The organism is Mycobacterium sp. NGS56 (assembly GCF_059812425.1).
In genome coordinates this window covers 108,603-120,711 of sequence record NZ_JCALCQ010000009.1, presented here as the reverse complement: position 1 = coordinate 120,711, position 12,109 = coordinate 108,603, and the positions used below count along the sequence as shown (strand labels likewise).

11 protein-coding genes and 3 pseudogenes are annotated in these 12,109 nt (G+C 64.7%); 7 read left to right on the top strand and 7 right to left on the bottom strand.

The window, feature by feature from the left end; genetic code table 11:
- Positions 1-83 precede the first annotated feature (83 nt).
- On the bottom strand, positions 84-1,154 hold the full coding sequence (locus AC5Y4F_RS19880) for an ATP-dependent DNA ligase (RefSeq protein WP_499997997.1): 1,071 nt from the start codon (positions 1,152-1,154) through the stop codon (positions 84-86).
- Between the two features lie 26 nt (positions 1,155-1,180).
- On the opposite strand from AC5Y4F_RS19880, the gene ligD reads away from it, so the two are divergent.
- Positions 1,181-2,203 (top strand): non-homologous end-joining DNA ligase, encoded by a 1,023-nt coding sequence (gene ligD / locus AC5Y4F_RS19875; RefSeq protein WP_067932446.1) that lies wholly within the window; start codon positions 1,181-1,183, stop codon positions 2,201-2,203.
- 4 nt (positions 2,204-2,207) lie between these two features.
- A complete protein-coding gene (locus AC5Y4F_RS19870) occupies positions 2,208-4,244 on the top strand; it encodes a glycoside hydrolase family 172 protein (protein ID WP_499997992.1) in 2,037 nt (678 codons plus the stop codon).
- A 175-nt stretch (positions 4,245-4,419) separates the two neighbouring features.
- Here the strand turns inward: AC5Y4F_RS19870 and AC5Y4F_RS19865 are convergent, their stop codons facing one another.
- Positions 4,420-5,037, bottom strand: coding sequence for a cysteine hydrolase family protein (locus AC5Y4F_RS19865; RefSeq protein ID WP_499997990.1), 618 nt, complete (start codon positions 5,035-5,037; stop codon positions 4,420-4,422).
- 246 nt (positions 5,038-5,283) lie between these two features.
- Between AC5Y4F_RS19865 and AC5Y4F_RS19860 the strand changes: the two are divergent.
- A pseudogene (locus AC5Y4F_RS19860) lies at positions 5,284-5,388 on the top strand (SDR family mycofactocin-dependent oxidoreductase); the annotation flags it as partial.
- Positions 5,389-5,493: 105 nt separating this feature from the next.
- On the top strand, positions 5,494-6,696 hold the full coding sequence (locus AC5Y4F_RS19855; RefSeq protein ID WP_499997989.1) for a cytochrome P450: 1,203 nt from the start codon (positions 5,494-5,496) through the stop codon (positions 6,694-6,696).
- Between the two features lie 6 nt (positions 6,697-6,702).
- Here the strand turns inward: AC5Y4F_RS19855 and AC5Y4F_RS19850 are convergent, their stop codons facing one another.
- From AC5Y4F_RS19850 to AC5Y4F_RS19835, 4 genes and pseudogenes are all read right to left on the bottom strand, one after another.
- On the bottom strand, positions 6,703-7,440 hold the full coding sequence (locus AC5Y4F_RS19850; RefSeq protein WP_499997987.1) for an alpha/beta fold hydrolase: 738 nt from the start codon (positions 7,438-7,440) through the stop codon (positions 6,703-6,705).
- 83 nt (positions 7,441-7,523) lie between these two features.
- A complete protein-coding gene (locus AC5Y4F_RS19845; RefSeq protein ID WP_067932572.1) occupies positions 7,524-8,090 on the bottom strand; it encodes a TetR/AcrR family transcriptional regulator in 567 nt (188 codons plus the stop codon).
- 60 nt (positions 8,091-8,150) lie between these two features.
- A pseudogene (locus AC5Y4F_RS19840) lies at positions 8,151-8,479 on the bottom strand (hypothetical protein).
- Entirely contained in the window at positions 8,476-8,628 is a 153-nt protein-coding gene (locus AC5Y4F_RS19835; RefSeq protein WP_231986310.1) for a hypothetical protein, read from the bottom strand. Before AC5Y4F_RS19835 ends, AC5Y4F_RS19840 begins: the two are co-directional and overlap by 4 nt.
- A gap of 401 nt (positions 8,629-9,029) precedes the next feature.
- Here AC5Y4F_RS19835 and AC5Y4F_RS19830 point away from each other — a divergent pair, with 401 nt between their 5' ends.
- From AC5Y4F_RS19830 to AC5Y4F_RS19820, 3 genes and pseudogenes are all read left to right on the top strand, one after another.
- The gene (locus AC5Y4F_RS19830; protein ID WP_067932570.1) at positions 9,030-9,734 is read left to right on the top strand and encodes an SDR family NAD(P)-dependent oxidoreductase; all 705 of its coding nucleotides are present in this window, start codon (positions 9,030-9,032) and stop codon (positions 9,732-9,734) included.
- Positions 9,735-10,138: 404 nt separating this feature from the next.
- A pseudogene (locus AC5Y4F_RS19825) lies at positions 10,139-10,604 on the top strand (aldehyde dehydrogenase family protein); the annotation flags it as partial.
- Positions 10,605-10,698: 94 nt separating this feature from the next.
- Positions 10,699-11,088: a PPOX class F420-dependent oxidoreductase gene (locus AC5Y4F_RS19820; protein WP_067932432.1), complete on the top strand. Its 390-nt coding sequence runs from the start codon at positions 10,699-10,701 to the stop codon at positions 11,086-11,088.
- Between the two features lie 12 nt (positions 11,089-11,100).
- On the opposite strand, the gene AC5Y4F_RS19815 is transcribed toward AC5Y4F_RS19820, so the two are convergent.
- Entirely contained in the window at positions 11,101-12,087 is a 987-nt protein-coding gene (locus AC5Y4F_RS19815; protein ID WP_499997986.1) for an SDR family NAD(P)-dependent oxidoreductase, read from the bottom strand.
- Positions 12,088-12,109 lie beyond the last annotated feature (22 nt).

Genomic DNA, 12,109 nt, shown 5'->3' with positions numbered 1-12,109 from the left:
GTGATACGCACGACAGCGGCATCGTGACAATAGAAGCCGACATCCCGGCTCAGATGCCGTCCGGCCGGCGATTGACCGCCGTCTTAGCCCGAACCGAGTCCCGGCAGGATCTCGCCGAGACTGAAGGTCACCGGCTGTTCGAGCTGTTCGTAGGTGCACGAGCGCGGGTCACGGTCCGGACGCCACCGATTGAACTGTGCGGTGTGGCGAAACCGCCGGCCTTCCATATGGTCGTAGCGGACCTCGACCACTCGCTCGGGCTTCAGCGGCACGAACGACAGGTCCTTACCCGCGTTCCAGCGCGAGAATTCGTTCTTACGAGGAGTCCGCTCGCCGGCCTCATGGGCCGCCCAATTCCACGGGTGATCCTCGAAATCGGTGACGAGCGGCTGTAGTTCGTCGAACAACCGCCGCCGCTCGGCCATCGGAAACGCGCCGATCACTCCCACCGACGCGAGCTGTCCATCGTCCTGGTAGAGACCTAGCAACAACGAACCGATCGCGCCGGCACCGGACTTGTGCACCCGATAGCCGGCGACCACACAGTCGGCCGTCCGCTCGTGCTTGACCTTGAACATGACCCGCTTGTCCGGTTGATACGCGATGTTCAGTGGCTTGGCGATCACGCCATCGAGGCCGGCGCCCTCGAATTCGTCGAACCAGCGCTGCGCGGTGTCCAGATCGGTGGTCGCCGGCGTGACGTGGATCGAGGGCCCCGAGGCGGCCAAAGCGTCGACGAGGGTGGCACGTCGTTCACTGAAGGGGCGCCGCGTGTAGTCGTCGTCGCCGAGGGCGAGCAAATCGAATGCGATGAAGGATGCCGGCGTGGTCTTGGCGAGCATCTGCACGCGCGAGTCCGCCGGGTGGATGCGTTGTTGTAGCGCCTCGAAATCCAACCCGTGGTCGGTGGCGATGACGATCTCACCGTCGATCACGCAGCGGTCCGGCAGCTCAGCTCTGACTGCTTCGACCAGCTCAGGGAAATAGCGGGTCATCGGCCGTTCATTGCGGCTGCTCAGCTCGACCTGGTCGTGGTCGCGGAAACAGATCGACCTGAAGCCGTCCCACTTGGGCTCATAGGACGAGTCAGGGGGTATCGAGCGAACCGACTTCGCGAGCATCGGCGACACCGGCGGCATGACGGGGAGGTCCATAGCCCGATTGTGCTGGAATCGGAGGCATGGCTGCTGCAGAAGAGCTCGACGTCGATGGCATTGCGGTGCGCCTGACGAATCCGGACAAGGTGTATTTCCCCAAACTGGGATCCAACGGGAGCAAACGACACCTGGTGGACTACTACCGTGCCGTGGCGGGCGGTCCGATGCTCGACACGCTGCGCGACCGGCCCACCCACCTGCAACGCTTCCCGGACGGCATCGACGGCGAGGAGATCTACCAGAAGCGGATCCCGCAGCACCACCCCGACTACCTGCGGACCTGCCAGGTGACTTTTCCGTCGGGACGGACGGCCGACGCGCTGAAGGTGACCCATCCGGCGGCGGTCGTGTGGGCGGCGCAGATGGGCACGGTCACCTTGCACCCGTGGCAGGTGCGCTGCCCGGATACCGAGCATCCCGACGAACTACGCATCGACCTGGACCCGCAGCCCGGGGTCGCGTTCGAGCAGGCGCGCACCGTCGCGGTCGACGTGCTGCGGCCGTTGCTTGATGAACTCGGTCTGGTGGGATACCCGAAGACCTCGGGTGGTCGCGGAATCCACGTCTTTCTGCGGATCGCCCGCGACTGGGACTTCATCGAGGTGCGCCGCGCAGGCATCGCCCTGGCCCGCGAAGTCGAGCGCCGCGCACCCGACGCCGTCACCACGTCATGGTGGAAGGAAGAGCGTGGCGAGCGCATCTTCATCGACTTCAACCAGAACGCGCGGGACCGCACTATGGCCTCGGCATATTCGGTGCGGCGCACCCCGATCGCGACGGTGTCGATGCCGCTGACGTGGGAGGAGCTGGCCGACGCCGAACCAGACGACTACACCATGGCCACCGTGCCCGACGTCGTCAAGGCTCGAATAGACCCTTGGGCCGCAATGGATGACGCGGTCCAATCGATCGCTACATTGTTGGACATGGCCGAGGCCGACGAAGAGCGCGGGCTCGGGGACATGCCGTACCCGCCGAACTACCCGAAGATGCCGGGCGAACCCAAACGTGTTCAGCCCAGCCGGGATCGAGATCTCAAGGGCTAGCGGGATGTTGGTGGCGGCGCGGGCGTGTTGCGCGGTATCCGCGGTGCTGCTGCTGGCGATTTCCGGGACGGGGGCGGCGGGTGCGGAGCCGGCCGGCCCCGACACAGCCGGTGAAAGGATGGTCGGCTGGGACACCTACCGCCGGTTGGACCGGTTGCCCTATTTGAACCCGGGTTCGCAGAGCCTGCAGGTGTCGAGCTTTGATCGCAGCGGCGGTGACTTCGACATCTCCACCGGCAATCGCAACGGCAGCGGCGGATGCCTGGCGCCAGGGGGTGCCGGCTGCGTCATCGCGGAGGATCACGGTGCGGGAGAGATCGATTCGATCTGGCTGACCCGCGATGGCGGCAATGTTCGCGCCCTCGGAAACATCCGCATCGAGCTGGACGGGCAGTCCGTGGTAGACACTTCACTGCAATCGTTGGTCGACGGCAATTTGGGGGCCCCGTTCGTGTGGCCTCTAGTGGCCAACGCCGCTCAATCGCCCGGAGGCGACTACGTCAAGGTGCCGATGCCTTATCGGCGGTCCATGCGGGTCAGCGTCACATCCCATTTGGAGTACTACCACGTCGATTATCGGCAATTTCCCGACGCCGACGGGATAAACACGTTCTCACCATCCGACCCCGCGCTCGATGTGCTGAGCACTCTCCGGTCCGCCGGCGCGGTAGACCCCAAACCGGCGGCAGCCAGTGCCGTACACACCAATCGGGTCACCGACCTCCCAGCAGGCGCCGAGCTGACTATTGCCGAATCGGGTGGACCGGCCAGCATCTCGGCGCTGAGGCTGCACCTGCCCGAGCCGGCGGCAGAACAGTTAACCGGATTGCGGCTGCAGATCGAGTTCGACGGCGCAACCACGGTCGACTCACCGCTTGGGGAATTCTTCGGCGCCGGGCTGGGCGCGAACCCCGTGCGGTCCCTGATGTTCGCGACCAGCGTGGAGCCCGACGGGGCGTTGGTGTTATCCGATTGGTGGCCAATGCCTTTCGCTGAGTCAGTCCGCGTGATGCTCGTCAATGCAGGCACCGAACCGGTGACGGGGATAGACAGCGACGTCGCCACCACACCCGACGCCCAGTGGGCGCCCGCGCTGACCAGCGGCCGCGCCGGCTACTTCACCGCGCGCTCACACGCCGGACCCACGATCCCCGGCCAGGATTGGGTGTTCGCCGAAGAACAGGGACACGGCAAATTCGTCGGCGTCAGTCAAACCATTCACGGCTATCGAACCAAAACGGCATTCAGTGACGACGCCCCGTACTTTCTCGAAGGCGCCGAACGGGTCTACACCGACGGCGCCGCATCACCGCAGTGGTACGGGACCGGCACCGAGGACCTCTACGAGGGCGGCTGGTACTTCAAGAACGGCACCCACTTCAGCGACCCACTCAACGGCCAACCCGACCAACGTACGGCCACGGGCGGGTGCGCCGACTACTGCGTCTGCGTGTACCGGATCATGCTCGCCGACGCTATCGGTTATCACTCCGCGATCCGGTTCGGTATCGAGCACGGCAAGCGGAACATGGTCCAACCCGACTACAGCTCAACCGCATTCCTCTACACGCAGCCGGACGTCGGTGTCACCGGCGCAGACGACGTGAGCCCCACCGATCCGGTCAATCGAGTCCTGCACGGCTACAACGATTCCGAAGCAACCGATCAGTTACTGGTCAGTGAGTACGAGGGCACCCAGGACACCCTGCCCGTAGTGGGCTCGGTGCGTAGGGCCCAGGGCGCGATCACGTTTCACGTTCAGATCGATCCGGACAACCACGGCATCCTGCTGCGCCGCACATCGGATCAGGCGACCGGCTTCCAATCGGTTGACGTTGCGGTCGACGGCGTGCCGACCGGGAACTGGCTGCAGCCGCGCAGCAACACCTTTCACCGATGGTTGGACGACACCTACCTGGTGCCGCGGTCGGTCACGGCGGGCAAGGCGCAGCTGACGGTCACCCTGACGCCTACCGTGGACTCGCCGCCCTGGACAGCCAGCCGCTACCACATCGACGCACTGACGGGCCCGTCTGACTAGGGAGTCATTGCCGGCCAGCCCGATGAACGCACCTGCCAGCTCGCCGGCCGGCGCCGGCGCGCCGGACCGCCGCCGTGAACGCGCCGGGCACGCACATCGCGCCGTAACTGATCCCACGTCACTGTCGCGGTGTCGCGCCAATCTTCACGGAATTGATCTGGCTTCTGACGTCTCGTTACAGGGAGGTGATCACAGCAACGGCCTCATCGGCGGTCACGATGGCCGAGGCGTAGTTGGGCATGTTCACCTCGAGGGCGGCGCGCATTTCGGCGTCCGAGTAGTCGGCCGTGGCGTCCCGGACCACCGTGACGTCATAACCAAGCTCGGCGGCGAAGCGAACCGTCGCCTCGACGCAGGTATGGGCGATCAAACCCATCACGATGACCCGTTCGATGCCATGACGCTTGAGTTGCAGGTCCAAGTCGGTGTTGGCGAAACCGCTCGAGCACCAATGCTCATGGGCGACGATGTCGCCCGCTTGCGGCTCGAACCCGGGCCGGATCTCGCCGCCCCAGCTGCCGTATTCGAAGGTCTTGCGCGACCAGGCCGCTCGTTGCACCGGCGCGACGTATTTCCAGGTTTCGTAGTCGCCCGGCCGGTAGCGGCGATGCAGCGCATAAAAAACGCGCAGGTTCGCGCCGCGGGCGGCGTCGAGTACCTGCTGCATATGAGTGACGCAGTCATTGCTCTCGATGACGCGCTGTAACCGGTCCCAGACCTTTGCGCCCGGAGAAATGAAATCGTTGTAGGGATCGATCAGCAGAAGCCCGGTCGCCGCCTTTTCATTCGCCACCCGACCATCATCTCTTGGCCGCCCCGATATTGAACGGCACACCGTCGGGCGCGTGGCGGACCATCAACAGCGCCGGGGCGGGCTCGCCGATTGGAACGCGACCGCGCTCGTCGTCCACGCCCGCGCCGCCGCGGCAACGCCGATCGAGGCCGCGGCGCGGGCTTGACGGACTCGTCGCGATGCTGCTAGACATGGCCTGCGCCACATGTTTGGGCGATCGCCCAAAGTTGATGGGTGGAGGATGTCATGGGTCGGATGAACGGCAAGGTCGCATTCGTGACAGGCGCGGCACGGGCGCAGCGAAGACGTGACGCCGCCCGGCTCGCACCGGAAGGTGCCGACATCGTCGCGGGCATGGTCAATGCCGCGTGGTTCCGGCCCGCGTCGAAGCGCGATACATCACCGGCGTTGCGCTCCCGGTCGATGCCGGCAGCCGTCTGAAGTTAGGAAGCATCGATGACCGTCACCAACGACACCGACGTCTACTACGACCCCTACGACGTCAACATCAATGCCAACCCGTACCCGGTCTACGCGCGGCTGCGCGAAGAGGCACCGATCTACTACAACGAGCGCTACAACTTCTGGGCTCTGTCAAGGCATTCCGATGTCGAGCACGGGCTGTCTGACTGGGAGACCTTCTCGAACAGGCGTAGCGATATCCTCGAGCTCGTCCAGTCGAAATTCGACATGCCCGGCGGGGTCATGATGTTCCAGGACCCGCCGGAGCACGCCAGGCTCCGCGGGCTGATGTCCCGCGTGTTCACGCCGCGCCGGATGGCCGCCCTCGAGGATCAGATCCGGCAGTACTGCGTGCGTTGTCTGGACCCGCTGCTGGGCTCCGGGGGATTCGACATCATCGCCGAACTCGCCTCGATGATGCCGATGCGGGTGATTGGCATGCTGTTGGGAATACCAGAGTCCGAGCAGATCTCGGTGCGCGACGCCAACGACGCTAACCTGCGCACCAAGCCCGGCGCGCCGTTGAAGGTCGCCGACGCCGACTCCATCGCTGACGGCCGCATCTACGCCGACTACGTCGACTGGCGATCGAAGAACCCCTCGGACGACCTGATGACGACGCTGCTAAACGTCGAATTCGATGACGAGAACGGGGTGCACCGCAAGCTGACGCGCAAAGAGGTGCTGCACTACACGCAGGTGGTCGCCGGTGCGGGCAACGAGACCACCGGCCGGCTCATCGGTTGGCTGGCCAAGGTGCTCGCCGAGCACCCCGACCAGCGACGCGAAGTCTACGAAGACCGGTCCCTGTTGACCCGTACCGTCGACGAGACACTGCGATTCGAACCGACCGGTCCACACGTCGCACGTTGGATGGCAAAGGATTTCGACTGCTACGGCACGACTGTCCCGGCGGGCAGCGCGATGCTACTGCTGTTCGGCGCCGCCAATCGCGATCCCCGCCGCTACACCGATCCGGACAACTACAACATCCGTCGCGACAACATCTCACACATCACGTTCGGCAAGGGCGTGCACTACTGCCTGGGCGCCAACCTGGCTCGCCTCGAGGGGCGCGTCGCGCTCGACGAGATCCTCAACCGGTGGCCGGAGTGGGACATCGACTACGACACCGCACAATTGGCGTCGACGTCCACGGTGCGCGGCTGGGAACGGCTGCGGGTGGTGCTGCCCTGAGAGCGGCTACGCATAGAGCAGGCAGCGCCCGACGAGGATCTTCGCCAGCCGTTCGGGCTCGCTGACCATAACCATGTGGCAGGTGTCGATCTCGATGAGTGTCTGCACACCGCCGAGCGCGTCAATGTATTTGCGCTGCAGCTTAGGAGCGAGAGCACGATCCCGCCGGGTCAGGATCCAGGTGCGCGGAATGTCATCGGGCATTCCCCGTCGAGACACCTTCTCGGTGAGAATGCGCAGTGACTCTGGATAGAGTTTGCCGGTCATGAATCGGCGGCCACGCGCAGGAACCCCGTTCATGAATAAGAACCGTGCATACAACTTCGGCGTTGGCGTCGGCATGTTTTTCTTTGCCCTGCGGCGTGCGATCATCGCGATCTGCCACGGTGAGTCGTCCACGATCGATGTGCCTTCCGGCGGCAGAAACGCGGCGGCAAAAATTATTTCGCGGACCAGAGCCGGTCCAAACCTGGCGACGACTCCTGGCAGCGGTATGGCCCCCATTGAGTGACCAGCGATGACGATCTCTTTCAAGCCGGCGCTTTCGATGTCACCGACCAACGAGTCGACATAGTCGGCGATAGTCATCTCTCTCAGGTCTCCCGGTTTGTTCCTTCGTCCAGGCATGTCCAGGGCAAGCACGGTCAACTCCGGTGCCAACCGATGGATCTCATCGATGGTCAGATCCCACGAATCGGCGGCGAGTCCGCCTCCGTGCACAAGAACCAAAGCGGGCAGTGCCATGGCGGGCCTCCTTGAGCGCCGTAGCTACGGCGCAGGATCGCATCGTAAAGCTCGCAGTGATGCGGCGGCGCATGGGATTCGAGCTACTTCGCGCCGCGTTCCCGGCGCGCTCTGGGTTCGGGCATCTCAAACCGGTCCAGGAAGCGGTTGACCAACGCGACGGCCTCGTCGTGTCCACCGTGGGTGCCGAGCCCCTGCTCGAGGATCAGGGTGCGCCCGATGGATGTGATGACAACCGCGAGTGCCGCTGGCGGGAATTCGTCGGTGTCGATGTCGTGTTCGCGGATGATGAAGTTCAGCGCGGTGATCTGCTGTTCACGCCAGCGTTCCGACCACGCCGAGATTTCGGCCCGAATCTCCTTGCGGTGGTTGGCAAGCCCCATGAACTCGAGCAGCAACCGGGTGTCCTTGGGCTCTGTGAGAGTTGCCCAGAAGGCGTGCAACGGTTGGTCGGAGGCCAACGCCTTCTGCTGGCGCTCAAGATAGATCGCGGCACCGCGGCGAAATACGGCCAGATACAAATCGTCCATCGTGGGGAAGTAGTAATGCACTAACGCCGGTTTGACACCTGCCTTGGCCGCGACGCGCCGCGACGTGGCCGCGGCGTAACCCTCCTCGAGCATGATCTGACTCGTCGCCTCCACCAGCATGTCGCGCGTCGTGGAGTCGCGCGCTTTCGGTCGCTCGGATGCGGTCACGGGCAGCTCACATCACACGGCCGGTTCGACAGCCATGTCGAAGAACGCGGCGCCGGAGTCCGGGATGCGATTCCGCTTGAACACGTTGACAGCATAGGAGACGAGGATCATCGAATAGAGCAGGTGCAGCAGCCTGGTCGCGCATCGTCCGGTAATGCGTTGATGTCACGCTCATTCAGGTACGCGATCGCCTCCTCGGCCCGCGGTGCGATGGCGTCGTAAAACCTGACGAGGTCGTCGTGGGGCTTGGACAGCCGCGCCTCGTAGCGTTCGGCCCGGGTTGGCAAAGCCCAGTCGTCGACAAACGGTTCAAGGTCGGAGAATTCTTGGGCCAGCGTCATGACGACTCTACGGACCGGTAGGCGTCCACCGTGTCGCGAATGACGGTGTGGAACTGGCGGATGGGCAATTCCTGATCGCTGAGATGAAAGGTGTTCTGCGCGCGCGTCTTCAGGGCGGAATGGGTGGCCTCGATCGACCAAGACGGCATCCTGTTCATGCAATGCCATACCGAGCTCGAGCCGGTAATTCGCGTACTGATCGTGGTATTTCGCTGTATCTGGTGCGCTTAGCCATTGAGCCGTTCATTCTGCGACAAACTGTCGGCCCGCTCGTTTGAGCGATCGCCCAAACCGGGTAGCTGACATGTTTGCACCTCCGGTGGCAGTGGTCAAGGCTCACCGTCCGTGCAGGCGCGCCACCACGGGCGCAAACAGTTCGATCTGCGACTGCTGCACCGTGACTCCGTCCATCGACGGACCCTAAGAGGGGCGACTGAGCGGAATCAAGGCGAAATCGGCAACGCGCGCTTGACCGTCGCCGAGGCCGGGTGATAGGCATGTGAAGCCCAGCATTTGGGCGGTCGCTCAGCAAAAGTCGGGTGGTGCTCGCGTGAAGACGGCGGTCGTTACCGGCGGTGCTTCGGGGATCGGCCGAGCCGTCGCCCAGCGATTGCGTAGAGACGGATTTCAAGTCGCCGTCCTCGATCTGTCTCCCACCGACGACGGCTTCGGTTACCGCGCCGATGTCACGGACCGCGCCCAGGTCGAGACCGCGATAGCGAAGATCCGCGAGAAGTTCGGGCCGATTCTGGTGTTGGTCAACGCGGCGGGCGTGGAGGGGTTCGGAAAGTTCTCCGACATGTCTTTCGAGGACTGGTCGAAGGTGATCGACGTGAACCTGCACGGGGTCTTTCACACCATCCAGGCGGTGCTGCCCGACATGGTCGAGGCGGGATGGGGGCGGATCGTCAACATCTCGTCGTCGAGCACCCACTCCGGCCAGCCGTACATGGCCCACTACGTGGCCGCGAAGTCCGCGGTGAACGGCCTGACCAAGTCGCTGGCCCTCGAATACGGACCAGCCGGGATCACCGTCAACGCGGTGCCGCCGGGGTTCATCGATACACCCATGCTGCGCAGCGCCGAGCGGCGGCACCTGCTCGGTGGCACGGTGGAGGACCACATACAGCGCACCCCGGTACGCCGCGTCGGCAAGCCGGAGGACATCGCCGCAGCATGCGCGTTCTTTGTCTCCGAGGAAGCCGGCTACATCACCGGCCAGATACTCGGGGTCAATGGCGGGCGCAACACCTGATCGCTGAACACGCAGAGCCGCAAGGAGATCGATGTACGAAAGGGACCGGCTCTTCATCGTGGGGAGTGCAGGGCGCCAGCCTCTGGACACGACACCGTCATTTCGGTGATATCGCCGCACAGCGAGGCGGTGATCGGTCACGCGGTTGCCGCGGGACCCCAGGATGTGAACCGCGCCGTCGGCGCGGCGCGCACGGCTTTCACACCGGGCCGTGGCCGCGCATGCAACCGGCGGAACGGATCGAGGCGCTCACCCGCCTGGCCGGCGTCTACAAGGAGCGCCCAGCCGATATGGCCGCCTTGATCTCGGCCGAGATCGGCGCTCGCATCACGTTCGCCAAGATGGCGCAGGTCCGCCTGCCGCTGATCATGATCGCGGCGTTCTGCGGCATGGCAGCGAATTACCAACGGCAGCAGGAGCGGGTTCGCGGCTACATCGAAGAGGGCAGCAGCGAAGGGGCGCGCCTGGTGACCGGCGGCAGCGAGATGCCTGATGGCCTCGAAACCGGTTGGTACGTAAGGCCGACGCTGTTCAGCGACGCCACCAATGGCATGCGGGTCGCCCGCGAGGAGATCTTTGGCCCGGTGCTGACCGTCATCTCCTACCGGGACGAGGACGAGGCGGTTCGAATCGCCAACGACTCCGAGTACGGGCTGGCGGGATCGGTGTTCACCGCCGACGTCGAGCGCGGTTACGGCGTGGCGGCCAGGGTGCGGTCGGGCACCTTCGGCCGTCAACGAGGGCTACATCATGGATCCGGCGGCACCTTTCGGCGGGGTCAAGGACAGTGGGTACGGCCGGGACCTCGGTACCGAAGGCATCGACAGTTATACGGTGAGCCAATCCATTTCGGCCGCGGCAACCAATTGACGCCTCGGCGGAAGTTTCGACGCCGGTCTCGATGATTGGGAACGTCACGATTGGGGAATGATGGGGCAAATCCACTCACAGATAGGGAACACGCGTGGCCCCCAGCTTCAAAGACGTTATCGAATCCAAGTATTTGCTGCTGACGACATTCACCAAGGACGGGCGTCCTAAGCCGACACCGATCTGGGGCGTGCCCGACGGCGACGACACGCTGTTGGTGATCACCGACGACGGTTCGTGGAAAACCAAGCGGATCAACAACACTCCCAGGGTGACGATCGCCAGGAGTGGGGTGCTGGGCAAGCCCAAGAGCGAAGAGGTCGAAGCGAAGGCCCGCGTGCTGCCGAAGTCCGAGACCCGACGTGTCTACAACGCCGTCCTCAAGCGGTACTGGTATCACGCGCCGTGGTTCTACGTGCACTCAATCGTCCGGGGCGGCATCGACAAGGTGCACGTCGGCCTGGAAATCAAGCCCGCCAGCTGAATCGCGCGGCGGCTAACCGCCGCCGGCACGCATGGCCTCGAAGGTGTCCGCCACAGTCTGTTTGGGGTCGCGATACGTGATGCCGAGGTCGCGTTCGCTCGGGGAATCGTCGGACGCCGGCATCTGCGTGTAGTACTGCATTCCGGCCCAGGTGAACGGCGTATCGAAGGGCAGGAAACGGTTCGCCCGATCCAGCACCGCGCCCGCAACGCGCAGCGCGGTGTCCGGGATCGGGACGGCGACCATCGGCGTCCCGGCGACTTCGCCGAGCAGATCCGCGAGGTCGGCCGCGGGCACGCGATGACCACCGGCGGTGTAGCGGCGTGGCCCGCGCCCGGGCTCAAGCAACGCCGCGTGCAGCGCGGCCAGATCGCGGGCGTCGACTATCAGCCACGCGGCGCTGCGACCGGGGATCGCGTGCATCTGCACGGCCGCCCGCACACCCTCGCCGGCCTCACCGAATTGGTCGCCGACCGGCGGACCGAGCACCATGCCGGGGTACGTGATGTTGACCGGCGCACCTGCGTCCTGCAGCCCCCGGGCATAGATCTCGACCTGCGCCTTGGACGTTCCGTATCCGTCTGCCCCGCCGACCACCGGCAGGTCCGCCGTCAGCGTCTCCAGGTCCGGATGAAACAGCGCGGTGAAGCTGGAGACGTGGACGATGGGATCCAGGCCGAGTTCGACCGACTGGCCCAGCACGTTCTGGGCCCCCTGCATGTTGGTGGCGAGCATCTCGGGCGTCTGGCGCGGATCGGTCGCGACCAGCGCGGCGCTGTGCACAACGGCGTCGCATCCCTGCAACGCCGCTCGCACCGCTACGCGGTCGGTGATATCGGCGACGGCGAAGTCCGAGACGTCGACACTCAGCTTGGCGACGGTGGTGTGCAGCTTGTCGGGGTTTCGGACCAGGAACCTGACCGCGTGCCCCGCATCGGAGATCGCCTTGGCGGTCCATCCGCCGACGAATCCGGTGCCGCCCGTGATCAGAACCCGCATTGGCTCATTCTGCAAGACCGCA

Excerpts from the sequence above, each read along its gene's own strand:
- AC5Y4F_RS19850 (WP_499997987.1), bottom strand. The coding sequence starts at position 7,440 with ATGGCACTGCCCGCTTTGGTTCTTGTGCACGGAGGCGGACTCGCCGCC.
- ligD (WP_067932446.1), top strand. The coding sequence starts at position 1,181 with ATGGCTGCTGCAGAAGAGCTCGACGTCGATGGCATTGCGGTGCGCCTG.
- AC5Y4F_RS19880 (WP_499997997.1), bottom strand. The coding sequence starts at position 1,154 with ATGGACCTCCCCGTCATGCCGCCGGTGTCGCCGATGCTCGCGAAGTCG.
- AC5Y4F_RS19835 (WP_231986310.1), bottom strand. The coding sequence starts at position 8,628 with ATGCCGTCTTGGTCGATCGAGGCCACCCATTCCGCCCTGAAGACGCGC.
- AC5Y4F_RS19845 (WP_067932572.1), bottom strand. The coding sequence starts at position 8,090 with ATGCTGGTGGAGGCGACGAGTCAGATCATGCTCGAGGAGGGTTACGCC.
- AC5Y4F_RS19855 (WP_499997989.1), top strand. The coding sequence starts at position 5,494 with ATGACCGTCACCAACGACACCGACGTCTACTACGACCCCTACGACGTC.
- AC5Y4F_RS19815 (WP_499997986.1), bottom strand. The coding sequence starts at position 12,087 with ATGCGGGTTCTGATCACGGGCGGCACCGGATTCGTCGGCGGATGGACC.
- AC5Y4F_RS19870 (WP_499997992.1), top strand. The coding sequence starts at position 2,208 with ATGTTGGTGGCGGCGCGGGCGTGTTGCGCGGTATCCGCGGTGCTGCTG.